Raw genomic sequence first — 23,384 nt, forward strand, 5'->3', positions numbered from 1 at the left:
AGTCTCAGCGTATCTCGCCGGCAAGCTGACGCAGCATGCCGACGAGTTGCGCTTCGTCCACCGGCTCGAAAAAGGCCGCGTCGGCGGCCTCGACGGCAACGATGGCTTGCTGCGCGGATGCCGCCCCGGCTGGGGTGATGCGGATCACCTTGGCACGGGAATCCCTGGGGTCGGCCTCGCGTGCGATCAATCCTTTTGCCTCGAGCCGGGCAACGACATCAGACGTCATCTTCACTTCGGTGCCGGCCTGGGCGGCGAGCTGCACCTGGTTGGGCGGCTCGCCATTGCGGCCGAGCCACATGGCCGAGGCCAGCAACACGAACTGAACATGAGTCAGGTCCAGTGGCGCTAGCGCCGCCGTCATGACGCGCTGCCAGCGCATGGTGGTTCGCCAGAGCAACAAGCCGGGGCTCTCCGCAGGTCCGCCGAAGCGCGTCTTCAAATCCTGCCCATCACCCATGGCTCGCCAACTCCGCCGCCTGCTCGAACAATTTAGCCATCGAGGTGTCGAAATCGCCGCTGATCTGCGGTCCAAGCTCCGGTCCGACCTCGGCGGCCGAAGGGCCTGATATTTCAAGCCGGTGCGTCACCTGCGTGCCGCCTTCGACCGGCTTCAGCGTATGCCTGAACAAGAGCCTGGTGTCGCCGAAAGAAGTTTCGTCGGCATAGGTGACGTTGTCGACGAGATCGACAATCGTCGATTCGAACGTATCCTGTCCGACCGGGGTCACCGAGACACGTGTGCCCCTGGCGAAAGGCCCGTGCAGCACGAAGGTGTCTGACCCTTCATAGGTCAGGCGGCCTTCATGCAACGCCTTCAATGCGTTCCAGATGGCTTGCGCCGGCAGCGGGGAAATCGCGGTGTATTCGTTGGTCCACATCGTCTTGCTCCGTCCATCCCGTTCGATCGATGATTTGATCTGCACACAGATTATCTGTGCGCGGAGTAAATTGCAAGAAGAATCTTTAGCCGTGGCGAAATTCGACTGAGGGAGGTATGTTCCGAACACTTAACCAGTTGTTTTATATAGCTAAAAGAACATTCTTGGGACTGATCTCTAAACCTTGACCCCTGCCGGCACCTGCCCCCAGGGGTTTTCGCCCACCTGGGATGGCATCAGCCCGAAAACCAGCAATGCCACGCCGCCAATGGCCGGGACGAAGCAGGACAAAATAAACCAGCCACTCAGGCCGATGTCGTGAAGACGCCGCACGACAAGTGCGATCCACGGCAGGGTAGCTGCCAAGGCGAAGATAAGGGCAGGTACGAAGCCTATCGAGCTCCTGCCCGCGTTGATGCCGAAGCCGTTAATGGCCAGATTGACGAGTATCCCGAAGCCAAGAAGCGCAACCATCGCAAGGGTATAGCCTAGCCAAAAGGCCCAGAATTCCTTGCGGCGGGCGCGTCCGCTGAAATTGAAATAGTCCACGCTCACCGCGCGCCCGAAATAGCTCCACAGCCCTGTTGAACCGGCTGGCTGGTTTTGGCCAGGCTTAAGTGGTTGACCGGTAACTGACGACGGCGTGGCCGAGGCGACGGCGACTACATTGTGGGCCGCGCCGTCATCCGGCTCGAACTCGACGAGAGTGCCCCTCACGAGGGCCACACCATCGTTCAGATCATTACGAGCAAACATATAGCGCTTGCCGTCGACCCCATTGATGTAACCGAAATCCTGATCCTGGTCGTAGTGATAGACCGCGCCCCGCATACCTTGCCCCTCACCGTGCTGCGATGCGCCAATACTACTAAAAGTTGATTGCAATGTGCACGTTTAGGTTAGACGCGGACCCCCGCCGGCACCGGCCCCCACTGGTTTTCGCGTCCCTGTGTCGGGATCAGCGCGAAGACGAGGATGATCAGGCCGCCGAAGGTCGGGACCAGGATGAGCAGGCAGAGCCAGCCGGTCAGGCCGAGGTCGTGTAGGCGGCGCACGATCATGCCGAGGCTGGGCAGGAAGGTGGCCAGCAGGAAAAGGCCGAAAAGCCCCACCGTCATCGCCGGCACCTCGGCGTTGTCGAAATTGCCTATCTCGGCATCGGTGAAAACGCCGATGCCGACGATCACCAGCAACGCGATCGTCCAGAACAGGCAATAGCCCCAATATTCCTTGCGGCGGGCGCGGCCGGCAAAATTGAAGTAGTTCCGGGTCAGGCCTCCCCAGAAATAGGACCAGAGATCGGTGGGCTCTGCCGGCTCTGCCGTCCGACCGAAATGCTGCGCCGGTGATACGACGGCCGTGGGCGCGGGATTGGCTTGAGTCGGTGCGGGGCTTGCACCGGCGGCCGGGCTTGCGGCCTCTATCAAGAAAACGTCACGCGCCTGGCCGCCGCCCGGCTGGAACTCGACCGCCGCGCCTTTGGGCATCGCGGTTTGCCGGCGAAGGTTCTCTCGCGTGAAAGTGTAGCGGTTGCCATCGGCTCCGGTGATGAAACCGAAGCCCTGGTCCGCATCATAGTGAAGCACCTCGCCGCGCATTTGACACCCCCTGTCGCCGCGTCCCTGCCAAGGTGTGGCACAGGCCCGACCCCGCCGGCAAGGCCAAGCGGCGCGGCTACCATTAGCGGCAAATCAAGCATAAGGCTTCACGTGCAGCCTCTTTGCCCAAGCAGACATTGACCGTCGAGCATTCCGATGCCAGCGCCGCGAGCCAGGATGGGCAGGTCACGAGGCCTCCGATCCTGGTAGATCTTACGAAGGCCGCTTCTTGGCCTTCTTGTGTTTTGGCGGGCCGGCATTGTCGAATTTCGGCTTGCCCGCCTTCTTCGCCCACGGCTTTGCCTCATGCGCGGCGGCCGGGCGCTGGTCGGCGGATGCGGGTGCGCGCTTCTCGAACTTGCGCTTCGGCGCGTTCGGGTCGAACGGCGCCTTGCCGCGATGCGGTTTCTTGTCCGGGCTCGGCGGCTGGTAGCCGGCCCGCGACAAATCCGGCGTGCCCTCCAGCCGCTTGACCACGATGTTGCCCTGCAATTTGCGATCGGGACCGATGGCGGCCAGAAAACGGTCGGCCCAGTCCGCGGCGATCTGCACGAAGGTTTCCTCCGGCTGCATCTTGATGGCGCCGATCTCGCGCTTCGAGATGCTGCCGGTGCGGCACAGCATCGGGATCAGCCAGCGCGGCTCGGCATTCTGCCGGCGGCCGACCGACAGCGAGAACCAGACGCTGGCGCCGAAATCCTCGCGGCGGCTGGGCGCCTCGTCGCGGTGCGCGAATTTCTCGCCCCCCGGTCTTTCCCGTGAAGGCGTGCCCGAAGGTGCGAACGGTGCGACGTCCATGAGATCCTCGGGCGCCGAGCGGCTGGCGCGGCATTGGCGCACGAAGGCTGCCGCCACCTGTTCGGCACCATGTTTGGCGAGCAGCGCGTCGATGAAAGCGCGCTCGTCATGCTTCACCGGCTCGTCGAAGGCCGGATCGGCAAGGATGCGCTCGTCGTCACGCCGGATCACGTCGTCGGCGGAAGGCGGGCTTGCCCATGTCGCCTTCAGCCCGGCGTTCTGCAGCAGCCGCTCGGTGCGCCTGCGGGCGCTGCCCGGCACGATCAGTGCGCTGACGCCCTTGCGGCCGGCACGCCCGGTGCGACCGCTGCGGTGCAGCAGCGTTTCCGGATTGGTCGGCAGGTCGGCGTGGATGACCAGTTCGAGATTGGGCAGGTCGATGCCGCGCGCGGCGACGTCGGTGGCGATACAGACCTTGGCGCGTCCGTCGCGCATTGCCTGTAATGCATGGCTGCGCTCGTTCTGGCTGAGTTCGCCCGAGAGCGCGACAACGGAGAAATTGCGGTTGTTGAAACGCGCGGTCAGATGGTTGACGGCGGCGCGGGTGTTGCAGAACACCAGTGCGTTCTTCGCCTCGTAGAAACGCAGCACGTTGATGATGGCGTTCTCGCGGTCGGCCTGGGCGACATTCAGCGCGCGATACTCGATGTCGAGATGCTGCTTCTCCTCACCGGCGGCCGAAATGCGCACGGCATCGCGCTGATAGCCCTGCGCCAGCGTTGCGATCGAGCGCGGCACGGTGGCCGAGAACATCAGCGTGCGGCGTTCGTTGGGTGCTGCATCGAGGATGAATTCGAGATCCTCGCGAAAACCGAGATCGAGCATCTCGTCGGCCTCGTCGAGCACCACGGCTTTCAGCGCCGACATGTCGAGCGAGTTTCGGGTGATGTGATCGCGCAACCGCCCGGGCGTGCCGACGACGATGTGGGCGCCGCGCTCCAGCGCGCGCCGCTCGGTGCGCATGTCCATGCCGCCGACGCAGGAGGCCACCGTGGCGCCGGTCATTTCGTAAAGCCATTCCAGCTCGCGCGTCACCTGCAGCGCCAGCTCCCGCGTCGGCGCCACCGCCAATGCCAGCGGTGCGGCGGCTTGGCCAAAGCGCTCGGCGCCTTCGAGAAGCGTCGGCGCCAGAGCGAGGCCGAAGGCCACGGTCTTGCCGGACCCGGTCTGCGCCGACACCAATGCGTCGGCCTGCCCGAGCTCCAGCACGGCCTTCTGCACCGGCGTCAGCTCGGCATAGCCGCGTTTTTCCAGCGCCTTTGCCAGCGCGGGAACAAGTGCTTCGAAGTTGGACATCTTACTCTTTCGGAATTCAGGGTTCTGCGCCGATCATGGAGCGCAGGCCGGGGCTGGCGCAACGCCAGCCAACAATCTTGGCCGTTCGTACTTCCTGCAGTGGCGATTGTACAGTCAAAGCACGCCGCCCGCCTTGCCTTCTCCCACAAGGGGAAAAGGAAGAACAGGCGCCGCAATTGACTCCTGCCGCAAACCGCGTAAAAGCCCGCTTCGAACGGGATTGTCTTCGATGCGCGGCCTTTTGATGGCTCTTCTTGCATTCGACGCCCCCAGCCACAATGTAAAGCATTGGGCCGGGCGCTTGGACGCGTCCGTCCGTTCCAGCAAAACCATGGCCAAAAAAACCACCGCCAAAACGGTGTGATTCCCTTGGCCTAACCACCCTCTCCCGGGTCCGGCCCGGGGGACGGAACCCGCTTCGGCCAGCGGGTTTTCTCCAAAAACCAAGCGGAGAGGGACAGGAGATCTCAGATGAGTTTCAAGGTTGCAGTCGTCGGCGCCACGGGCAATGTGGGCCGGGAAATGCTCAACATACTGGAAGAGCGCGGCTTTCCAGTGAGCGAAGTGGTGGCGCTGGCCTCGCGGCGCAGCATGGGCACGGAAGTGTCGTTCGGCGATCGCACGCTGAAGGTCAGGCCGCTCGACCAGTATGATTTTTCCGACACCGACATCTGCATCATGTCGGCCGGCGGCAATGTCTCCAAGGAATGGTCGCCGAAGATCGGCAAGCAGGGCTGCGTCGTCATCGATAATTCGTCGGCCTTCCGCTACGACCAGGACGTGCCGCTGATCGTGCCGGAAGTGAACCCGGACGCGATCTCGCTGTTCACCCGCAAGAACATCATCGCCAACCCGAACTGCTCGACCGCGCAGCTGGTGGTGGCGCTGAAGCCGCTGCACGATGCCGCCACCATCAAGCGCGTCGTTGTCGCCACCTACCAGTCGGTGTCGGGCGCCGGCAAGGAAGGCATGGACGAGCTCTTTACCCAGACCCGTGCGGTCTTCGTCGCCGACCAGGTCGACGTCAAGAAGTTCACCAAGCGCATCGCCTTCAACGTCATCCCGCATATCGACGTCTTCCTCGACGACGGCTCCACCAAGGAAGAGTGGAAGATGGTCGCCGAAACCAAGAAGATGCTCGACCCCAAGATCAAGCTGACGGCAACCTGCGTGCGCGTGCCGGTGTTCATCGGCCATTCGGAAGCGGTCAACATCGAGTTCGAGAAGCCGATCACCGCCGACGAGGCGCGCGATATCCTGCGCGATGCTCCCGGCTGCCAGGTTTTGGACAAGCGCGAGGACGGCGGCTACATCACGCCGCTGGAGTCAGCCGGCGAGGACGCCACCTTCATCTCGCGCATCCGCGAGGATTCGACCATCGACAACGGCCTGTCGATGTGGATCGTTTCCGACAATCTGCGCAAGGGCGCGGCGCTCAACGCCGTGCAGATCGCCGAGCTTCTGGTCGAGCGCGGCCTGATCCAGCCAAAGAAGAAGGCGGCCTGACGGCTGTTTGATTAGCGCTCACGGGCCGCACCGCCGCTGCCGCGGCTGGCCCTCCGCGGGGGCGCCGGACGACCGGCGGCCCGCTGTCGCGGGCTCGGCCTTCGGCCGAAGGCACTCTTCCTTCTCCCCGTTCTACGGGGAGAAGGTGCCGGCAGGCGGATGAGGGGCAGCGCCGACCTATGAGCGATCGCACCAAAATCACCGTGCGTCCGGCCATCGGTTCGGATGCCGTCGCCATCGCGACCATGATGCGCGCGTCGCTCAACGCTTTCGACTGGATGCCGGTGCTGCATACGCCAGAGGAAGATCTTTTATTCATCCGCGACATCGTGCTGCCACGGCAGCAGGTGACGGTCGCCGAGGCTGGCGAAGAGATTGTCGGCTTCATCGCCGTGAACGGCGATTGGGTGGAACAGCTCTATCTCGACCCGGCCTGGACGGGCCAAGGTCTCGGCAGCCGATTGCTGATGAAAATGACAGCGGCGCTGCCGGTGGTGAAACTGCATTGTTTCCAGGCCAACACCGGCGCCCGACGCTTCTACGAGCGCCACGGCTTTCGTGCCGAGGCCTTCGGCGACGGCAACACAAATGAGGAAGGCCTGCCGGATATTTTGTATGTCCGCCGGCGTTGATTTCAGCCGGCGCTGTCGGTGGCCAGCTTTTTCAGCAACCTCAACGCCTCCTGCGCCCGCTCCGCCGGCACGAACAGATGGTCGTGATAGAAGGCCGAGACCGGGTTGACGCCCATGCCGGCGGTGGTGAGGCGCGTGGTGATGGCGGCGAGGAAGCCGACCGCCTCCAGCGATGAATGGATATCAAGGGTGATCATCCGGCAACGGAACGAGGCGGTCAGTCCTGCTGCCCTTGCCGCCGCCTCGGTCACGATCAGCGTGGTGCCCTCGCGCTCGCGAAAAACCATCACCGGTTCGAGGCCGTCCGGTTGGGCAACCCCAGGCGCCAGCGTGGCGAAGACGTAGATACTGTCGAGCAACTCCGGTCTCATGGATGCCAACAGGGTCTTAAGATCGGTCTCGCCGGTCATTTTCTTCGTTCTCTCGCCTGATGAAACGGGCCGTCCGCTCCTCAATATCCGCCACCGCCGCAAGCCGATAGTCCATGCGCGCACTCACGACATGGCGATGTCGCTGGCGGCCGGGCTTGCCTGCTTGCCGCGTCGCACAATAGAGAGGTCGTCGGCCCCCTCCGGTCCGCGAAAAAGGCTTGCCCGAATGATCGTTCGCCCGCGCCCGACCTTCCTGCAGCTGTTCTTCATCATGCGCGGCTCCGTCGTGCCGCGCATCCTGCCGCAGATTTTTGGTTTCGCCATCTACTCGGCGGTCATCGTCGCCCTGGCGCGCTGGTTCGTGCTGGACCTCGGCGTCTTCAACATCACGCCGTTCGGGCTGGTCGGCGTAACCTTGTCGATCTACCTCTCGTTCCGCAACAACGCCGCCTACGACCGCTGGTGGGAGGCCCGCAAACTGTGGGGCGCGCTGGTCTTCGAAATCCGCAACCTGTCTCGCGCCACGACAAGCCTGATCGCCGACCCTGCCGAGCAGCGCGGCCTGCTCATGGAGGCGCTGGCCTTCTGCCATTTCCTGCGCGGACAGTTGCGCAAGACCGACAGCGTCAAGGACGCCCGCGCCTTCATAGACGCCGAAGCGGATGCGGCAGTACGCTTCGCCAACCCGGCCGACGAGATGGTCAGGCGTATGGGCCGGCGCGCCAATGCGCAGCGCCAGGCCGGCGAGGTCGACACGATCGGCTTCCGCATCCTGGATGAAAGGCTGGCCTCGATCACAGCCATCCAGGCCGGCTGCGAGCGCATTGCCGGCACGCCCTTGCCCTTCGCCTACACGCTGCTGGTGCATCGCACCGCCTATATCGTCTGCCTGCTGCTGCCCATCGGCCTGATCTCGACCACCGGCTGGGCGACGCCATTGTTCACGGCGCTCATCGCCTACACCTTCTTCGGCCTCGACGCGCTTTCGGAGGAACTCGAGGATCCGTTCGGCACCGAAGCCAACGACCTCGCCCTGGACGGTCTCTGCCGCGTCTGCGAGATTTCAGTGTTCGAGGCGTTGGGCGAAACGCCGCCGAAAATGCTGCCGGCCGAGAAGTTCTATTTTTCCTGACAACGGCCGTCGGGCGCCTGGACGCCAACGGAATGCTATTCCGGCGTGCATTACGACACGGCTGAGCTCGTGTATACCGCGGCGCAGAAGTCTGTTTCCTGGCTGGCCGAAGGGCTGAGGCTCGATCCGAAGTCTCGCCGGACACCAACTCCGCATTGAGACACAATCCTCCTGCCATGCCACTTGACCGCCGGGTTATTGTGCAGTATATAACCAATCGGTTAGATAACTAATTGGTTTTCTATATATGGCAACCGACGCACTCAGCCTGACACTGGCCGCACTGGCCGATCCGACGCGGCGTGCCATCCTGGCGCGGCTGTCGCTCGGCGAGGCCTCGGTGACGGAGCTGGCCGAGCCCTTCGCCATGAGCGGTCCCGCCGTGTCCAAGCATCTCAAGGTGCTGGAGCGCGCCGGCCTGGTGGCGCGCGGCCGCGACGCGCAATTCCGGCCGCGCCGCCTGCAGCCGGAGCCGTTGCGCGAGGTCGACGCGTGGCTGGAATCCTATCGTGTGCTGTGGAACGCGCGGTTCGATCGGATCGAAACCTATCTGCAGGCCCTGCAGAAGGGAGATCCCGACGGCAGCCACAATTGAAGCCGGCATGGTCAATCAAGGAGAGGCAGGAAAGTGGCGGATCAATCGATAGAACTTCCATCCGATGACCCGGTCATCATCATCGCCAGGACTTTCGATGCACCGCGCGCGCTTATGTTCAGGCTGTTCACCGATCCATACCATCTGGTTCGCTTCTGGGGACCGGAGGGCTCGACCTACCCGGTCTGCGAGATGGATGTGCGGCCGGGTGGCGAATGGCGGCTGACCATGCGTTTTGCCGACGGCAGCGAATATCCGACCAACAGCGTCTATCTGGAGATCACGCCGCCGGAGCGGATCATCTATCGCGATGCGCCTCTCGACCGCAGCCAGTGGCAGGACAGCTTGCCGCCGGCGCAGATGGTGACGACCATCCTGTTCGAGGATGCCGGCGGCAAGACGCGGATCGTGGCGACCGTCCGCGCCAATTCGATCGCCGCCCGGGACATGGCGGTAAAGATGGGCTTCGGCCAGATGGTCATGGCGAGCTATGCGCGCCTGGAGGCCTATCTCAAGACGCTTTGAACCAATCACGGCCCGGTGTTCTGCGAAGGTCGCAGTACCGGAGTGCAAAAAGAATCCCGTGGCGTGTCGGGTCGTCGTCCCGCTGCGCGTCCTTGGATCGACCTTCAACAAGAAGGCCGGCGCTTGAACCCGAAACATCCGAAGGAGCACCAATGAGCATTTCTCAAACCGCGCCCGTTCCGTCCGGCGCCCTGTGGACCGGCCGCGCGTTGAGCGGCCTCATCATCCTGTTCATGATCTTCGACGGCGTCATCAAACTGCCGCCGCTCGACATCGTCACCCAGACGATGGTGCCGCTGGGCTGGCCGGCGGATCCGAATGTGGCGCGCATGCTCGGCGTCATCGGCCTCGTCTCGACGGCGCTCTATGCACTGCCGCGCACCTCGGTTCTCGGCGCCATACTGCTCACCGCCTATATGGGCGGCGCCATCGCCACCAAGGTGCGCGTCGACAGCCCGCTGTTCTCGCACGAGCTGTTCGGTGTCTATCTCGGCATCATGCTGTGGGGCGGCCTGTATCTGCGCGACCCCCGGGTGCGCGCGCTGATCCCATTCAGCCGGTAGTTTCTGACGCAATTGCTAAGGGAAAGCGCCACGCGCTTTTCCTGGAATTGCTGTAAGGGGGAGAGAAAAATGTTCAGCACCATCCTCATTGTCCTGGTCGTCGTCATCGCCGCCGTCCTCATCTATGCCGCCACACGGCCCAATGACTTCGTCACCACACGCACGGCTACCATCAAGGCGGCGCCGGAAGCGATCTTCCCACTGATCAACGATTTCAGCCGCTGGCCAGAGTGGTCGCCCTACGAAAAGCTCGACCCCGACATGAAGCGCACGCTCTCCGGCGCGCAAAGCGGCAAGGGCGCCGTCTATGCCTGGGAAGGCAATGGCAAGGCCGGCAAGGGACGCATGGAGATCGTCAATTCGATGCCGTCCTCGCTGGTCGCTCTCGAGCTCGATTTCGAAAAACCGTTCCGTGCCAACAACAGTGTCGATTTCACCTTGACGACGTCGGGCGACACCACCGCCGTCTCCTGGGCTATGCGCGGCAGCCGGCCGTTCATCGCCAAGCTGATGGGCCTGTTCATGAATTTCGACACGCTGATCGGCCGGGATTTCGAAGTCGGCCTCGCCAATCTGAAGCGCAACACCGAGGCATGACCGGTTAGAGCGGTTCAGCGTCTGACGGGATTGCTCTGGGGACGCCACTGCGTGTTCGAGCGAAGGACATAGCGATCTTCATTATCCTCGGGATCAAATTAGCCGTCTGAGAGTTAAGGGCTTGGCGGCGAGACGGCGATCCGCGTGAGAGAGGAACGAAAATGAAGAAAATCCTGACTATCTTGGTACTGACGACGGCGCTCGGCGCATGTTCGCAAACAGAAAAAGGCGCGGCGATCGGCGGCCTTGGCGGTGCGGCGGTCGGCGCGGCCGTTGCCGGTGATCCGGTTCAAGGCGCCGTGGTAGGCGGCGCCGTCGGTGCGGTGGCCGGCGCGCTGATCGGCCATGCCAGCGAAAGCGGCCGATGCCGGTACCGCGACCGCCACGGGCGGGTCTATGTCGACCGCTGCCCCGACGGCTATTGATCGGCGCTCAGCACTGAAAAGCAGCAAACGGCGGGCGATCGCCCGCCGTTTCGCGTCTGAACACCCTACAGCAGCTCCTTGATGGCTTCCCAAGCCTCGCGGCCGAGACGCGCATCGGCATCATCATTGCCGCCATGGGCGTGCGATGCCGAACGTGGCGTGGTTTCTCCGGGCAGGAGAAGGCGGTGGCCGGCGTCGGGATCTGAGACAAGTCGTGTGAGCTTGCCGACATCTTCTCGACGCCGGACAATCGAGCGGGCAAAATCCAGCGATGGCCACAGCGCGTCGTCGCCACCCGCGACCAACACGATCTTCGCTGAAATTACTTCGACGGGAATGGCGGCTCGGTCCGCATCCTGCTTGAAGCTCGCCAGGCAGTGCTCGAAAAGTCCTCTGTAAGACACAAGGCCATCGACATGGCTTACCTTCCAGTTCGGGTCGGTCGGAACGAATGGCAGCGGAACGCCCTTCAGTGTCCATGACGATCGTTCAGGCCAGCTGATGCCGTCGCGGCCGGGGCCGATATTGCCCCAAACCACCGATGTCGGGCTGATCGCCGCCACGCCATCGATGCGCGGGTCATGAACCGCCGCGAGCAAGGCCGCCTCGGCGCCTTTGGACGTGCCGACATAAACGATGCGCCGGCATCCCAACCCGACGAGGCAGTCGGTCGCGGCGAAAAATGTTTCCAGCGGGATTTCGCATATGCCGGGAACCTGCCCCTCGCCGCCAAACCACTGAAGAGCGAGCGCGGACACACCCTGGTTGGCAAACAGCCGGGCGCGGGCGACGTCGACGCGGCCGCTCGATCCGCTCAACACCACGACGCCCGTCGTGGCCTCGGCGCATCGCAACAGCGCTCCGGCAACGCCACCGGACAGGATTTCTTGGGTAATTTCCCGTTCGCTCATCCGCTCGGCTCGAATGCCGCCATGGCATTGCTCGACAATAGCAAAACGGCGGGCACAGGCCCGCCGTTTTGTTTCCGCAAGGAATGGGAAGCGATTACTCCGCCGTGGCGGCTTCCTCGGCCGGCGCGGCGGCAGCGGCCGCAACGGCGGCCGCGGCATCTTCCTGCGCCTTCTTCAGCAGGGCGGCGCGTTCCTGCGCCTTCTTGCCCGGTTCGGCCTTCTTCGGGTTGGAGCGGGCGTCGCGCTTGGCAAGGCCGGCCTCGTCGAGGAAGCGCAGCACGCGGTCGGTCGGCTGGGCGCCGTGCGACAGCCAGTGCTTGACGCGGTCGGCGTCGACCTTGACGCGCTCGCCGTCCTTCGGCAGCAGCGGGTTCCACGAGCCGAGCGACTCGATGAACCGGCCGTCGCGCGGCGAACGGGCGTCGGCAACGACGACGTGGTAGTAAGGACGCTTCTTCGAGCCCGCACGGGCCAGTCTGATCTTCAGTGCCATTTCTTTATCTCCTAAAAGCTCTGATTTCGTTGATGAGTTGGGTCGACCTCAACCCGTTTTCGTCACGCCGTTGGCAGCGGCGATCTGTTCGTGGTGGCGGATCACTTCGCGGACGACGAAGTTGAGGAATTTCTCCGCGAAATCGGGGTCGAGATGCGCGTCATGCGCCAGCTGGCGGAGACGGGCGATCTGCTGCTGCTCGCGCGCCGGGTCGGCCGGCGGCAGGCCATGCTCGGCCTTGAGCACGCCGACCGCCTTGGTGCAGCGGAAGCGCTCGGCCAGCATGTGAATGAGGGCGGCATCGATGTTGTCGATCGAGGCGCGGTAGCCGGCCAGGATGATGCGTGCGTCGGCCATGTCTTTTTCCTCGTTCATAGCGTCCTCACTTCTTCTTGCCGAGGCCGGGCAGCCCACCACCGCCGAGGCCGGGAAGGCCCGGAAGTTTCATGCCGCCGGGCAGGCCGGGCAAACCGCCGCCGCCGGGAAGACCACCAGGGAGGCCCTTCATGCCACCGAGGCCGGCGGCCTGTGCCTGTTTCTGCAAGGCCTCGAGCTGCTTGGGATCCATCTTGGAGAGGTCAGGCATGCCGCCCATGCCGGGCATCATGCCGCCCCCCAAACCACCAAGCCCCATCTTGGAAGCAAGGCCGCCCATCATGCCGCGCATGAGACCGCCGCCTTTGCCCTTGCCGCCCATCGCCTTCATCATGTCGGCCATGCCGCGATGCATCTTCAACAGCTTGTTGATCTCGGCCGCGTCGGTGCCGGAGCCGGCGGCGATGCGCTTCTTGCGCGAGTGCTTCAGCATGTCGGGGTTGGCGCGCTCGGCCTTGGTCATCGAGGAGATGATGGCGAGCTGGCGGCCGAACATCTTGTCGTCGAGACCGGCGGCGGCCATCTGGTCCTTCATCTTGCCCATGCCGGGCATCATGCCCATGATGCCGCCCATGCCGCCCATTTTCGACATCTGCTGAAGCTGCTGGGCGAGGTCGTTCAGGTCGAACTTGCCCGACTGCATCTTCTTGGCCATCGCCGCCGCCTGCTCGGCGTCGATGTTCTCGGCGGCCTTCTCGACCAGGCTGACGATGTCGCCCATGCCGAGGATGCGGTCGGCGATGCGCTTGGGGTGGAATTCCTCCAGCCCGTCCATCTTTTCGCCAGTGCCGATCAGCTTGATCGGCTTGCCGGTGACGGCGCGCATGGAAAGAGCAGCACCACCACGGCCATCGCCGTCCATGCGGGTCAGCACCAGGCCGGTGATGCCGACGCGCTCGTCGAAGCTCTTGGCAAGGTTCACGGCGTCCTGGCCGGTCAGCGAATCCGCGACCAGCAGGATCTCATGCGGGCTCGACACCTTCTTGATGTCGGCCATCTCGACCATCAGCGGCTCGTCGATATGAGTGCGGCCGGCGGTATCGAGGATGACGACGTCATGGCCGCCGAGCTTGGCCGCCTGCACGGCGCGCTTGGCGATGTCGACCGGGTTCTGGCCGGCAATGATCGGCAGCGTGGCGACCTTGACCTGCTCGCCGAGCTGGCGCAACTGCTCCTGCGCAGCGGGACGCCGCGTGTCGAGCGAGGCCATCAGGACCTTCTTGTTCTGGCGATCGGTCAGCCGCTTGGCGATCTTGGCCGAGGTCGTCGTCTTGCCGGAGCCCTGCAGGCCGACCATCATGACGACGACGGGCGCCGGCGCATTGAGGTCGATGGCGACACCCTCGGCGCCCAGCATGTCGACCAGCTCGTCATGAACGATCTTGACGACCATCTGGCCGGGCTTGATCGACTTCAGGACCGCGGCGCCGACGGCCTTTTCACGGACCTTGTCGGTGAACGACCGCACCACTTCCAGCGCCACGTCGGCCTCGAGCAGCGCACGGCGCACCTCGCGCAGCGCCGCCGAGACATCAGCCTCCGACAGCGCGCCACGGCCGGTCAGGCCGTTCAGGATGGAGCCAAGGCGCTCTTGTAGGGACTCAAACATTGGTCAACCCGCCGCGCGAGAGCGCCTTGGAGTCATAGGGATCCCTGTCGGGCCGGTGGCCCTCCACGCCTCTTGTGCGCTCCTGCAGCGATTCAAACATCTATCGTCCTTCGATCTCGGTTCGGGGTTCGATCCGAGAAGTAATGCGTTCGCGCCAAGTCGCCAAGCAAAAGCCCAAAACCAAAAAGCACCCGGGGGCGCACAGCGCTGCCGGGTGTTGGCCTCCAGGATCTGTTTACAGCACTCGGCCTCAAAGAGGCTTCGGCGTCCTGGTCGGCTTGCTCGGAGGGATACTCGTCGCGGAATTCGGGGCGTGTAGACAGGAAAACGGCTGCGGAGTCAAGGCAGGGACCAATCGGTGCGGCTCTTCGAGCAGCAATCAGGCTGCCATCATTGCGCCCGAAAGCCCAGCGCCAACCCTGAGCGGCGAGCGCGAATGCAGCAGCAGCACGATCGTCAACAGGCTGCAGACGATGCCGATGACGGCGATGACAATTGCATCCGCCGTCGTCCAGTCCGGCCCTTCGAGCGGCTTGGCGGTGAACAAGGCGAAGGAATTGTAGCTCTCCTGGTGCGAGATCAGCAGGAAACCGGTCAGGTTGTTGCCGAGATGGGCGCCCAGCGCCGCACCGAGATTGCCAGTGGCGTAGACCACCAGTGTCAAAAGCAGCGCGAAAGCCGCGATCGAGACGAGCACGCAGGCGTTGATGGCGGCCGACGAGGCGCTGCTCCAGTGCAGCGCGGTGAACAGCAGGCCGGGCAGCAACGCCCAGATCAGCGGACTTCTGAACCGGTTGGCCAAGCCACGCAGCAGGTAACCGCGAAACAGCACTTCTTCCGACGACGTCTGCAGAAAGGTGAGCGCGACGATCGGGATCGCGAACAGCAGCCAGGATGACAGGCTGATCGTGCCGCGCGCTATCCCCGGCTGCAGTAGATAGAGCAGGATTTCTGACAGAGCCGAGGTGATCAGCACCGCGACCAGCCCCTTGAAGAAGTCCGGCCACGATACACGGCGACTGGCGCCAAGCAGCGCCGACAGCGGTTCGCCATGTACCCAGCGCATGGCGATCCACAGGCCGATCCAGATGCCGGCAAAGGAGCCAAGCGCGCTGAGGATGCCGATGGGCGATGCAAGGAAACCCTGCATCCCGCCGACGGGTGCCGTCCCACCGATTGAAGCCTGCCAGGCGAAGTAGGCATAGGTACCGCCGAACAGCACGATCGCGGTGGATATGGCCCAGAACAGGACGACGATTGCCGTGCCGGAAAACAGCCGCCACAAGGTCGTCTTGTGGTTTGGCGAATGCCGGTAGGTCTCAAACGCGGCCGGGTCGATCGTCACGCGGGGTCCTTTTGACGAATCCATCAGCTGCGGATCTGCTCTTTGTTGCGACGCAATTCCCAAGGGGGACGCGCTATGCGCTTCTCCCGGGAAAACCGTTTCACACTTTTCCTGGAATTGCTCTAGCTGATGGTCCCGAAAATCGGAATCGATTTCGCAAAGGATAACGCTGGCCGCGCTTCCGACCGAAACGCGGCGCCAGAGCATCGACTGGCTTGCACGCTCAAGCGGCGGCGCCGTAGCGACCGTCGCTTGAGCAAGTTTTCGTCAACGCACCACGTACATGATGCGCCGCGTCTGCGGATCGATCAGCGCCGGCTGACCGTTCACATAGACGTAGCGGTAGTTGTAGTCGGGAATTTCGCGCAGCTCGACAGTGTCGGGCAAGGTCGCGCCGGTCACCACTTCGCCGTCGAGATAGACCGGGTCGAGGCGATGCGTGTCGACATAGGTACGGACTTCAGCGGGCGGCGGGGGAAAGTCACCCTCGACCGGATCACTGGCGATGATGGCTCCGGTATAGTCGGTCGAGTAATTGCCGATGTCTTTTGGCGGCGAGACGACAGCGATGCTGGAGCCGTGCGGGCGTTGCGTCAGGATCACCCGGCTGCCGCTGAAATCGGCCGTCACATAGTCGGAATAGACCCAGCCCTGGCCGCCGGCTTCGGCGATGGTGCACCATTTGCTGTTTTCGATGCAGCCATTGAGCGTCGCCGACTGGCCGGCGGCGAGCACGCCGATGACCGGATATTGCGGGCCGGGGCCGGCGCGCACGTTGAGATCGGTGACCGCTGATACGGCGGTGTCGGCAAACGCGACACCCGACATCACGGTCATCATCCCGGCGATTGCGGGAAACAAGACGGATTTCATGGCTTCTCTCCGTTTTCATGGTCCCTCGGCGGTGAAAACGGGGCAATGGCGCATGCGTTCCGGCTAAAGCGCCCGCGCGACCTCACGATTTGTTCCCGCTTCTTTCGGCAGACCGGTCAAGAGGTCGTGAACGAAGGCCAGTTTCCGCCCCGTCACATCCGAAATGACGAAGGGATAGAGGTCGGGTAGACCCATGCAACGGTTGATCGAGTTGGAGGCTTCCGACAGCACCAGCCAGCGGGCCAGGATTTTTTCGAACGGCTCGGGCGTGTTGGCGGGCTCCGAAGCCGCGGCCTGCGGTTCGCCGCCAGTGTCGCCTCGCGGCAGGTCATTGGCTTCCACCGTCTCCAGCTGGCCAAGTGGGAAGTTCAGCGCGTGGACCATCTCCAGCGTGTCGGTGATGTGCAGATGGTGGGCCCAGGTTTCGGCCCAGTCCTCCCAGGGATGCGAGGTGGCATAGGCCGTGATGTGGTTTTGCTGCCAGTCGGGCGCGGCACCGTTTGCGTAGTAGATCTTCAGCGCCTCTTCGTAATCGGCGCGGTCGTCCCCGAACAGAGCGCGGAAAGCGTCCAGCCTTTGCCGATCGTCGCGGATCAGGCGGTCCCAGTAATAATGGCCGAGTTCGTGGCGGAAATGGCCGAGCAGGGTTCGATAGTTCTCCCCCATCTCGACGCGGCGCTTCTCGCGTTCGGCTGAATCGGCCTCGGCGACGTTGAGCGTGATCAGCCCATTGTCATGGCCGGTCAGGATGCGCTCGCCGCCGGGGCCGCCACCGATCGGATCGGCAAGGAAGTCGAAGGCGAGGCCCACCTCGTCCGTGGGGTTCTGCTTGGGCGCGACAGGCAGGCCGAAGGCAAGCAGCGAATAGATGGCGCGCTTCTTCGCGGCCTCGACCCGGATCCAGCGGCGGCGGTTGCCGTCGACGGAGAGATCGGGGATCATCTGGTTGAGCACGCAGGCGCGGCAAAAGACCTGCCCTGGTTCGGCCATCCAGTTGCAGGCGCACTCATCGGCGTTCGTGCACTGGAAGACGCCGTCCGTACCCGACAGGGCAAAACGGGCATGCTCGGCATCGTAGAGCACGAGGCTCCCACAGTTCAGGCATTGCGCGTTCTCGAAGTAGAGACGATGGCCGCAATGCGGGCAGTCGAAGAGTTTCATCTTGATCTCAAACCGTTTGGGGAAGGGCATCGTTCAAACGCCGATCGTCGAGCGCCGTTCCCTGGCCGTGACACCATTCAGCAACATCGTGGAGGATAAGCGAGGCTTCGGCCGCGCCTGTCACAATATTCACTTGATCGTAGGTAAATTCCCCGGCATGCGCCAGCATCGTGCCACAGACGGTGACAAATGCGGGTTTCGCTGGCAAATTCGCGCCGGGACGTGAATCAGGCAACCAGGAGAACAACATGGCATTTCTTGCCAAGGGTAGGATTTTAGCGGCCGCGGCGGTGGCGGTGCTTGGGCTGGCGGCAGGCGCGCAGGCGGCGCCCAGCTGTGGCAAGACGGGCGCCGGCTTCGATGCCTGGAAACAGGATTTTGCCGCGGACGCCAAGTCCGAAGGCGTCGGCTCGAAGGGTCTGGCCGCCCTGGCTGGCGCGACTTATGCAACAAGGACGATCTCGGCCGACCGCGCCATCCACAAGGCTTTCAGCGGCTCGGTGGACGATTTCATGAAGCGCCGTGGCGGGGCCGCGATCATTTCCAAGGGCCGTGCGCTGAAGAAGTCGAACGCGGCGCTGTTCAGCCAGATCGAGAGCAACTACGGCGTGTCGCCGGGTGTGCTGCTCGCCATCTGGGGCATGGAGACCGGCTTCGGTGCCTCCATGGGCAACCAGAATACGGTCTCCGCCATCCTGACGCTGACCTATGATTGCCGCCGTCCGGCCTATTTCCATCCGCATGCCATCGCGGCCTTGAAGCTGGTCGATCGCGGAGCGTTGACCGCCTCGTCGGTCGGCGCCATGCATGGCGAGGTTGGCCACACGCAGTTCCTGCCGGGCAATGTCTTGAAGTATGCGGTCGGCAACGGCAATTTGCGCGACAAGGCGACGGCTTTGGCATCCACCGCCAACTACCTCAAGGGGCATGGCTGGCGGGCCGGCGCGAGCGCGAGCGCGAACATGGGCGCGATTGCCGGCTGGAATTCCGCGAGCGTCTACCAGCAGGCCATCGCCCGCATCGCCGACGCGATCGACGCCAACTGATTGACCCTCTGTTCGACGGCAAGAGCCCGGCCATGCGCCGGGCTCTTGGTCATGGACCAGGATTAAAACCCAATCGCTCGAATGACCAAGTTCGATCCCGTCAAATCTCCCTCAACAATGCGCGTAACCGCTCAACGGGCATTTCCGGGAACCGGGAGTGCTGAGTTCCTCGGCGTTGGAGCCGCCGCCTTTGGCGTGCCCTCGACCACCGTCGGAACTCCGGTAGCCTGCTATTAGCCGCCGCCGCCCGAGGGGCATGTCTTGGAAGCGGGAACCTCGAAGGTGCCGGCGTAAACATTTGAGCAGGTACGGAATTTGGCATTTCGCCGTTCTGTAGGAGCCGCCTTTGGCCTGCCCTTGATGTCCATCTCTGTCGGCTGGTCGGAATGCGCCCAGCCGCTCGCCGGGCATTTCTGGGAAACGGGAACCTGGAAGGCGCCGTCAATACCGCTGCAGTTACGGAAGTTGGGCGACCGCGGCGCCGGCGCTTGCGTAACCTTGGCGGGCTTTGACTTCCCCTTGAGAACCATCCAGATTTCGGTCGACTGATCGAGCTGCAGCCTGTTTATGTCGGAATAACTGATGCGGCCGCTGCGTATCCCATCGGCGAGGCGCTGGCAGAACAAGGCCGGCATGCGTTCCTCAGAGACGCCCATGAACGAAGCGATGTCATGCTTGAACGTAAGGTTCGCCGTGCGGGCAAAAGCGATGCACTCGTTCATATCTGTCTTGGGATCGCGCTTGGCGCCTGCTTGTGAAGACTGGCACATCGACAAGACGACAACCGCTGCAAGCAGAAAGGAAATGCTATTTTTCACTGTCAAAACCCCTGAACCCACAAATGAACTTAAATGAAGCTGCCAGAAGGTCAAACAAGAACCGACCGCAGTCGGCTTCATTCTGTTTATATTAGCGGGACAAAATAAAACCCGACGTCTCCGCCGGGTTTGTTAGGCATGATTGGTAGTGCTTTGCTGCCGTTGAGTATCAGCCCTTGCGGCTGCGCGCGGCGAGCGTGCGCAGCCTTAGCGCGTTCAGGCGGATGAAGCCGGCGGCGTCCTTCTGGTCGTAGGCGCCGCGGTCGTCCTCGAAGGTGACCAGCGCGTCGGAATAGAGCGTCTTCTTCGACTTGCGGCCGGTGACCATGACGTTGCCCTTGTAGAGCTTGAGGCGCACCGTGCCTTCGACGTCTTCCTGGCTCTTGTCGATCATCGCCTGCAGCATCAGACGCTCGGGCGCGAACCAGAAGCCGTTGTAGATGAGTTCGGCGTAGCGCGGCATGAACTCGTCCTTGAGATGCGCCGCACCGCGGTCGAGCGTGATCGATTCGATGGCGCGGTGGGCCACGATCAGGATGGCGCCGCCAGGTGTCTCGTAGACGCCGCGCGATTTCATGCCGACGAAGCGGTTCTCGACCAGATCGAGCCGGCCGATGCCGTTGTCGCGGCCGAGATCGTTGAGCGCGGCCAGCATCGTCGCCGGCGACAGCTTCTTGCCGTTGAGCGCGATCGGATCGCCCTTCAGGAATTCGATCTCGATCTCGGTGACCGCGTCCGGCGCATCCATCGGCGAGACCGTGCGCTGGTGGACGAATTCCGGCGGCTCCACCCACGGATCCTCCAGCACCTTGCCCTCGGAAGAGGAGTGCAGAAGGTTGGCGTCGACCGAGAACGGCGCCTCGCCCCTTTTGTCCTTCGCGACCGGGATCTGGTGCTGCTCGGCGAAATTGATCAGGTCGGTGCGCGACTTGAACGACCAGTCGCGCCAGGGCGCGATGACCTTGATGTCGGGGTTGAGGGCGTAAGCCGAAAGCTCGAAGCGGACCTGGTCGTTGCCCTTGCCGGTGGCGCCATGCGCGATCGCGTCGGCGCCGGTCTCCCTGGCGATCTCGACGAGGTGCTTGGAGATCAGCGGCCGCGCGATCGAGGTCCCCAAGAGGTAGGTGCCCTCATAGACGGTGTTGGCGCGGAACATCGGGAAGACGAAGTCGGCGACGAATTCCTCGCGCACGTCGACGATGCGTATGTCCTTGATGCCCATCATCTCGGCTTTCTGGCGCGCCGGCTCCAATTCGCCGCCCTGGCCGAGATCGGCGGTGAAGGTGACGACTTCGGCGCCGAGTTCGGTCTGCAGCCATTTCAGGATGATGGATGTGTCGAGACCGCCGGAATAGGCGAGCACGACTTTCTTGACGTCTTTGGTCTTGGACATTTCTGCTCCGTCGATGGCGGACGCTTGGAAGCCGGGCGTCACGGATTGTCGGAGCGCCTTTTAGCAGGAACGGCAAAGCGAGCAAGCATGCGCGGCGCCAGACCGCTGATCCAGCGCGCGTCGGGCCTTTGCAACCGGCTTATCGCGGCATGACCTCCGGGCAAATGGAAGCCCGTTGTCCGGAGATCATGCCACTGGGGAAACAACCCGCTACAATCATGGGCTGCATTTACGCCCAGGATTTAAGCAAGTTTTCATGCTCTGCCGCTAAACAAACAGCCCTGAGCTGCATTGGCCGCGCAATCGGGCCGAAGCGGCTTTTGCCGCCCGTTGCGGGCATCCTCGGGCTTGGGCATTTGTTGATGCGCGTCATATCATGCATCGTCACGGAGCATAATCTGTGGCTCGTTCTGCTGGCGGCACTGATGTGCGTCACCGGCTGCTGGGTGACGATCGGTCTCCTCGACCGCGCCAGGAAAACCGTCGGCGTGCAGATGCGGGGATGGCTGTTCCTGACCGCGGTCGCGGCCGGTTCCTCGATCTGGTGCACCCATTTCATCGCCATGCTGGCCTATCAGCCCGGCGCGCCGATCACCTTCGATCCGGCGCTCACCATGATATCCCTGGTCATCGCCATGGTCGGAACAGGCGCGGGCTTCGGCCTTGCCCTGGACAAAGGCCGCGGCCTGGCGCCGGAATGGGGCGGGTGCGCCGTCGGGCTGGCGATCTCGGCCATGCACTATACCGGCATGATGGCCTATCATGTGGCCGGCATCGTCGAGTGGGACGGCCACTATGTCGCCGCCTCGGTACTGATCTCGATGGTCTTTGCCGCCGTGGCGATCGGCCAGGCGGTGCGCCGGCCGCAGCGCTGGTCGCACTATCTCGGCATCGGGCTTCTGGTGCTGGCGATCGTCGGCCTGCATTTCACGGCGATGGCGGCGGTGGCCGTGACGCCGCTCTCCTTCATCACCACCGGCACCAATCCCGATATCCTCGAGGCAATGGCCGTCGCGGTCGCCGTGGTCGGCCTGATCGTCGCGGCCACCGGTTTCGCCAGCTACCTGATCGACGAGCGCGGGCGGCTCGAGAGCTTCGAGCGGCTGCAGCACCTTGCCCTCAACGACGCGCTCACCGGCCTTGCCAACCGGGTCTCCTTCAACGACCGCCTCGACCACGAAATCGCGCAGGCTGGCGAGGATCAGGACACGATGACGGCCGTCATCGTCATCGATCTCGACCGCTTCAAGGAGATCAACGACCTCAGGGGCCACGCCGCCGGCGACCAGGCGCTCAAGATCATTGCGCGCAGGCTGGCGAAGCTTACCGGCGACGGCGAGTTCGTCGCCCGGCTCGGCGGCGACGAATTCGCCGCCATCAAGCGCTTCAAGGACCAGAACGACCTGCTCGGCCTGGTGTCGCGGCTGGAGAAATCATTGTTCGAGCCGTTGCGCATCGACGATTTCGAAACCGTCACCGGCGCCAGCATCGGCGTCGCCGTCCATCCGCGAGACGGGGCCGACCGGGAAAGGCTGGTCAGCAATGCGGATCTGGCCATGTACCGGGCCAAAAACGACGTGACGCGGGCCGTCTGCTTCTACGAATCGGCCATGGACGAGACGGCACGAGCGCGCCGGGCGCTGGCCACCGACCTTCGCCTGGCGATCGAGCGCGGCGAGCTGTCGCTGCACTATCAGGTGCAGACCTCGGTGCAGACCGGCGCCACCTGCGGCTACGAGGCGCTGCTGCGCTGGACCCATCCCGTGCACGGCATGGTCCCGCCCGTCGAATTCATTCCGATCGCCGAGGAGAATGGCTCCATTCTGGCGATCGGCGAGTGGGTGCTGCGCACCGCCTGCCGGCAGGCGGCCTCCTGGGACAATGGCCACAAGATCGCGGTCAATTTGTCGCCGGTGCAGCTCGCCCATGCTGATCTCGCCAAGCTCGTCCATCAGATACTGGTCGAGACCGGTCTCTCGCCGAAGCGTCTCGAGCTCGAGCTGACCGAATCGACGATCGTCGCCGACAAGGTGCGCACGTTGCACGTGCTGCGCCAGATCAAGGCGCTCGGCGTGACGATCGCCATCGACGATTTCGGCACCGGCTATTCCTCGCTCGACACGCTGCGCTCGTTTCCGTTCGACAAGATCAAGCTCGACCGCTCCTTCATGGCCGATGTCGAGCGCAGCCCGCAGGCCAAGGCGATCATTCGCGCCGTGCTGACGCTGGGGCGCAGCCTCGACATCCCCGTGCTGGCCGAAGGCGTCGAGACCCATGTCCAGCTGACCATCCTGCAAGTCGAAGGCTGCAACGAGGCGCAAGGCTATTTCCTTGGCCGTCCCAAGCCGATCGATCAGATCCTGTTGACCGGAACGGCAGCCGTCATGCTGGCCGAGATGGACCAGTCGGCGGCCTGACCTGCCGTCTGGCGCCGATGCCGC

26 protein-coding genes are annotated in these 23,384 nt (G+C 63.5%); 10 read left to right on the forward strand and 16 right to left on the reverse strand.

Translation table 11 applies throughout. The annotated features are described in order from the left end of the window. Window positions 1-4: 4 nt before the first annotated feature. From EB233_RS04710 to EB233_RS04730, 5 genes are all read right to left on the reverse strand, one after another. Window positions 5-460: a MarR family winged helix-turn-helix transcriptional regulator gene (locus EB233_RS04710; RefSeq protein WP_027055200.1), complete on the reverse strand. Its 456-nt coding sequence runs from the start codon at window positions 458-460 to the stop codon at window positions 5-7. Beyond that, on the reverse strand, window positions 453-881 hold the full coding sequence (locus EB233_RS04715; protein ID WP_064991234.1) for an SRPBCC family protein: 429 nt from the start codon (window positions 879-881) through the stop codon (window positions 453-455). Before EB233_RS04715 ends, EB233_RS04710 begins: the two co-directional genes overlap by 8 nt. A gap of 177 nt (window positions 882-1,058) precedes the next feature. After that, entirely contained in the window at window positions 1,059-1,712 is a 654-nt protein-coding gene (locus EB233_RS04720; protein ID WP_064990975.1) for a DUF805 domain-containing protein, read from the reverse strand. Between the two features lie 68 nt (window positions 1,713-1,780). Then, window positions 1,781-2,479, reverse strand: coding sequence for a DUF805 domain-containing protein (locus tag EB233_RS04725; protein WP_064990976.1), 699 nt, complete (start codon window positions 2,477-2,479; stop codon window positions 1,781-1,783). Window positions 2,480-2,692: 213 nt separating this feature from the next. Further along, complete coding sequence (locus EB233_RS04730; protein WP_064990977.1) at window positions 2,693-4,573, reverse strand: DEAD/DEAH box helicase; 1,881 nt, start codon at window positions 4,571-4,573, stop codon at window positions 2,693-2,695. 471 nt (window positions 4,574-5,044) lie between these two features. Here EB233_RS04730 and EB233_RS04735 point away from each other — a divergent pair, with 471 nt between their 5' ends. Both EB233_RS04735 and EB233_RS04740 read left to right on the forward strand, forming a co-directional pair. Next, a complete protein-coding gene (locus EB233_RS04735; RefSeq protein WP_027055195.1) occupies window positions 5,045-6,079 on the forward strand; it encodes an aspartate-semialdehyde dehydrogenase in 1,035 nt (344 codons plus the stop codon). 248 nt (window positions 6,080-6,327) lie between these two features. Continuing rightward, window positions 6,328-6,711, forward strand: coding sequence for a GNAT family N-acetyltransferase (locus EB233_RS04740; protein ID WP_246298423.1), 384 nt, complete (start codon window positions 6,328-6,330; stop codon window positions 6,709-6,711). Between the two features lie 2 nt (window positions 6,712-6,713). On the opposite strand, the gene EB233_RS04745 is transcribed toward EB233_RS04740, so the two are convergent. Next, complete coding sequence (locus EB233_RS04745; RefSeq protein ID WP_064990979.1) at window positions 6,714-7,121, reverse strand: ACT domain-containing protein; 408 nt, start codon at window positions 7,119-7,121, stop codon at window positions 6,714-6,716. A 187-nt stretch (window positions 7,122-7,308) separates the two neighbouring features. Between EB233_RS04745 and EB233_RS04750 the strand changes: the two genes are divergently transcribed. The 6 genes from EB233_RS04750 (at window position 7,309) to EB233_RS04775 (ending at window position 10,919) form a co-directional block, all read left to right on the forward strand. Continuing rightward, window positions 7,309-8,214 carry a bestrophin family protein gene (locus tag EB233_RS04750; protein WP_064990980.1) on the forward strand — a complete coding sequence of 302 codons (906 nt, stop codon included), beginning with the start codon at window positions 7,309-7,311 and terminating at the stop codon, window positions 8,212-8,214. A gap of 247 nt (window positions 8,215-8,461) precedes the next feature. Next, entirely contained in the window at window positions 8,462-8,809 is a 348-nt protein-coding gene (locus EB233_RS04755) for an ArsR/SmtB family transcription factor (protein ID WP_064990981.1), read from the forward strand. Between the two features lie 33 nt (window positions 8,810-8,842). Continuing rightward, window positions 8,843-9,334 (forward strand): SRPBCC domain-containing protein, encoded by a 492-nt coding sequence (locus EB233_RS04760; RefSeq protein WP_064990982.1) that lies wholly within the window; start codon window positions 8,843-8,845, stop codon window positions 9,332-9,334. Window positions 9,335-9,486: 152 nt separating this feature from the next. Next, the gene (locus EB233_RS04765; protein ID WP_064990983.1) at window positions 9,487-9,897 is read left to right on the forward strand and encodes a DoxX family protein; all 411 of its coding nucleotides are present in this window, start codon (window positions 9,487-9,489) and stop codon (window positions 9,895-9,897) included. Between the two features lie 69 nt (window positions 9,898-9,966). Beyond that, complete coding sequence (locus EB233_RS04770) at window positions 9,967-10,494, forward strand: SRPBCC family protein (RefSeq protein WP_064990984.1); 528 nt, start codon at window positions 9,967-9,969, stop codon at window positions 10,492-10,494. 161 nt (window positions 10,495-10,655) lie between these two features. Beyond that, window positions 10,656-10,919, forward strand: a complete 264-nt coding sequence (locus EB233_RS04775; RefSeq protein WP_064990985.1) for a YMGG-like glycine zipper-containing protein — start codon at window positions 10,656-10,658, stop codon at window positions 10,917-10,919. Between the two features lie 65 nt (window positions 10,920-10,984). Here EB233_RS04775 and EB233_RS04780 read toward each other — a convergent pair whose 3' ends face one another. The 8 genes from EB233_RS04780 to EB233_RS04815 all read right to left on the reverse strand — a co-directional run bounded on the left by EB233_RS04780 (window position 10,985) and on the right by EB233_RS04815 (window position 17,936). After that, on the reverse strand, window positions 10,985-11,830 hold the full coding sequence (locus EB233_RS04780) for an acyl-CoA thioester hydrolase/BAAT C-terminal domain-containing protein (protein ID WP_081294225.1): 846 nt from the start codon (window positions 11,828-11,830) through the stop codon (window positions 10,985-10,987). Between the two features lie 94 nt (window positions 11,831-11,924). Next, entirely contained in the window at window positions 11,925-12,323 is a 399-nt protein-coding gene (gene rpsP / locus EB233_RS04785) for a 30S ribosomal protein S16 (RefSeq protein WP_027055189.1), read from the reverse strand. Window positions 12,324-12,371: 48 nt separating this feature from the next. Next, the gene (locus EB233_RS04790; RefSeq protein ID WP_027055188.1) at window positions 12,372-12,698 is read right to left on the reverse strand and encodes a chorismate mutase; all 327 of its coding nucleotides are present in this window, start codon (window positions 12,696-12,698) and stop codon (window positions 12,372-12,374) included. Window positions 12,699-12,705: 7 nt separating this feature from the next. Continuing rightward, window positions 12,706-14,307: a signal recognition particle protein gene (ffh, locus tag EB233_RS04795; protein ID WP_064990986.1), complete on the reverse strand. Its 1,602-nt coding sequence runs from the start codon at window positions 14,305-14,307 to the stop codon at window positions 12,706-12,708. A 379-nt stretch (window positions 14,308-14,686) separates the two neighbouring features. Continuing rightward, a complete protein-coding gene (locus EB233_RS04800) occupies window positions 14,687-15,652 on the reverse strand; it encodes a CPBP family intramembrane glutamic endopeptidase (RefSeq protein WP_081294244.1) in 966 nt (321 codons plus the stop codon). A 267-nt stretch (window positions 15,653-15,919) separates the two neighbouring features. Then, window positions 15,920-16,525 carry a DUF1236 domain-containing protein gene (locus EB233_RS04805; RefSeq protein ID WP_064990988.1) on the reverse strand — a complete coding sequence of 202 codons (606 nt, stop codon included), beginning with the start codon at window positions 16,523-16,525 and terminating at the stop codon, window positions 15,920-15,922. Window positions 16,526-16,588: 63 nt separating this feature from the next. After that, window positions 16,589-17,686, reverse strand: a complete 1,098-nt coding sequence (locus tag EB233_RS04810) for a zinc-binding metallopeptidase family protein (RefSeq protein WP_064990989.1) — start codon at window positions 17,684-17,686, stop codon at window positions 16,589-16,591. 7 nt (window positions 17,687-17,693) lie between these two features. Beyond that, entirely contained in the window at window positions 17,694-17,936 is a 243-nt protein-coding gene (locus tag EB233_RS04815; protein ID WP_154674650.1) for a hypothetical protein, read from the reverse strand. On the opposite strand from EB233_RS04815, the gene EB233_RS04820 reads away from it, so the two are divergent. After that, the gene (locus EB233_RS04820) at window positions 17,935-18,732 is read left to right on the forward strand and encodes a lytic murein transglycosylase (RefSeq protein ID WP_064991236.1); all 798 of its coding nucleotides are present in this window, start codon (window positions 17,935-17,937) and stop codon (window positions 18,730-18,732) included. The two genes, EB233_RS04815 and EB233_RS04820, sit on opposite strands and share 2 nt — an antisense overlap. A gap of 233 nt (window positions 18,733-18,965) precedes the next feature. Here EB233_RS04820 and EB233_RS04825 read toward each other — a convergent pair whose 3' ends face one another. Both EB233_RS04825 and EB233_RS04830 read right to left on the reverse strand, forming a co-directional pair. After that, a complete protein-coding gene (locus EB233_RS04825) occupies window positions 18,966-19,631 on the reverse strand; it encodes a hypothetical protein (protein WP_244277753.1) in 666 nt (221 codons plus the stop codon). 88 nt (window positions 19,632-19,719) lie between these two features. After that, complete coding sequence (locus EB233_RS04830; protein WP_064990990.1) at window positions 19,720-20,943, reverse strand: argininosuccinate synthase; 1,224 nt, start codon at window positions 20,941-20,943, stop codon at window positions 19,720-19,722. A gap of 362 nt (window positions 20,944-21,305) precedes the next feature. On the opposite strand from EB233_RS04830, the gene EB233_RS04835 reads away from it, so the two are divergent. After that, window positions 21,306-23,360, forward strand: coding sequence for a putative bifunctional diguanylate cyclase/phosphodiesterase (locus tag EB233_RS04835; protein WP_064991237.1), 2,055 nt, complete (start codon window positions 21,306-21,308; stop codon window positions 23,358-23,360). Window positions 23,361-23,384: the final 24 nt, after the last annotated feature.

Source organism: Mesorhizobium erdmanii, from assembly GCF_013170725.1.
Taxonomy (GTDB): domain Bacteria; phylum Pseudomonadota; class Alphaproteobacteria; order Rhizobiales; family Rhizobiaceae; genus Mesorhizobium; species Mesorhizobium erdmanii.

What these genes read in the sequence shown, in the direction of transcription:
- EB233_RS04710 (WP_027055200.1), bottom strand. Translation starts at nt 460, where the DNA reads ATGGGTGATGGGCAGGATTTGAAGACGCGCTTCGGCGGACCTGCGGAG.
- EB233_RS04715 (WP_064991234.1), bottom strand. Translation starts at nt 881, where the DNA reads ATGTGGACCAACGAATACACCGCGATTTCCCCGCTGCCGGCGCAAGCC.
- EB233_RS04720 (WP_064990975.1), bottom strand. Translation starts at nt 1,712, where the DNA reads ATGCGGGGCGCGGTCTATCACTACGACCAGGATCAGGATTTCGGTTAC.
- EB233_RS04725 (WP_064990976.1), bottom strand. Translation starts at nt 2,479, where the DNA reads ATGCGCGGCGAGGTGCTTCACTATGATGCGGACCAGGGCTTCGGTTTC.
- EB233_RS04730 (WP_064990977.1), bottom strand. Translation starts at nt 4,573, where the DNA reads ATGTCCAACTTCGAAGCACTTGTTCCCGCGCTGGCAAAGGCGCTGGAA.
- EB233_RS04735 (WP_027055195.1), top strand. Translation starts at nt 5,045, where the DNA reads ATGAGTTTCAAGGTTGCAGTCGTCGGCGCCACGGGCAATGTGGGCCGG.
- EB233_RS04740 (WP_246298423.1), top strand. Translation starts at nt 6,328, where the DNA reads ATGCGCGCGTCGCTCAACGCTTTCGACTGGATGCCGGTGCTGCATACG.
- EB233_RS04745 (WP_064990979.1), bottom strand. Translation starts at nt 7,121, where the DNA reads ATGACCGGCGAGACCGATCTTAAGACCCTGTTGGCATCCATGAGACCG.
- EB233_RS04750 (WP_064990980.1), top strand. Translation starts at nt 7,309, where the DNA reads ATGATCGTTCGCCCGCGCCCGACCTTCCTGCAGCTGTTCTTCATCATG.
- EB233_RS04755 (WP_064990981.1), top strand. Translation starts at nt 8,462, where the DNA reads ATGGCAACCGACGCACTCAGCCTGACACTGGCCGCACTGGCCGATCCG.
- EB233_RS04765 (WP_064990983.1), top strand. Translation starts at nt 9,487, where the DNA reads ATGAGCATTTCTCAAACCGCGCCCGTTCCGTCCGGCGCCCTGTGGACC.
- EB233_RS04770 (WP_064990984.1), top strand. Translation starts at nt 9,967, where the DNA reads ATGTTCAGCACCATCCTCATTGTCCTGGTCGTCGTCATCGCCGCCGTC.
- EB233_RS04775 (WP_064990985.1), top strand. Translation starts at nt 10,656, where the DNA reads ATGAAGAAAATCCTGACTATCTTGGTACTGACGACGGCGCTCGGCGCA.
- EB233_RS04780 (WP_081294225.1), bottom strand. Translation starts at nt 11,830, where the DNA reads ATGAGCGAACGGGAAATTACCCAAGAAATCCTGTCCGGTGGCGTTGCC.
- rpsP (WP_027055189.1), bottom strand. Translation starts at nt 12,323, where the DNA reads ATGGCACTGAAGATCAGACTGGCCCGTGCGGGCTCGAAGAAGCGTCCT.
- EB233_RS04790 (WP_027055188.1), bottom strand. Translation starts at nt 12,698, where the DNA reads ATGAACGAGGAAAAAGACATGGCCGACGCACGCATCATCCTGGCCGGC.
- ffh (WP_064990986.1), bottom strand. Translation starts at nt 14,307, where the DNA reads ATGTTTGAGTCCCTACAAGAGCGCCTTGGCTCCATCCTGAACGGCCTG.
- EB233_RS04805 (WP_064990988.1), bottom strand. Translation starts at nt 16,525, where the DNA reads ATGAAATCCGTCTTGTTTCCCGCAATCGCCGGGATGATGACCGTGATG.
- EB233_RS04810 (WP_064990989.1), bottom strand. Translation starts at nt 17,686, where the DNA reads ATGAAACTCTTCGACTGCCCGCATTGCGGCCATCGTCTCTACTTCGAG.
- EB233_RS04820 (WP_064991236.1), top strand. Translation starts at nt 17,935, where the DNA reads ATGGCATTTCTTGCCAAGGGTAGGATTTTAGCGGCCGCGGCGGTGGCG.
- EB233_RS04815 (WP_154674650.1), bottom strand. Translation starts at nt 17,936, where the DNA reads ATGTTGTTCTCCTGGTTGCCTGATTCACGTCCCGGCGCGAATTTGCCA.
- EB233_RS04825 (WP_244277753.1), bottom strand. Translation starts at nt 19,631, where the DNA reads ATGAAGCCGACTGCGGTCGGTTCTTGTTTGACCTTCTGGCAGCTTCAT.
- EB233_RS04830 (WP_064990990.1), bottom strand. Translation starts at nt 20,943, where the DNA reads ATGTCCAAGACCAAAGACGTCAAGAAAGTCGTGCTCGCCTATTCCGGC.
- EB233_RS04835 (WP_064991237.1), top strand. Translation starts at nt 21,306, where the DNA reads ATGCGCGTCATATCATGCATCGTCACGGAGCATAATCTGTGGCTCGTT.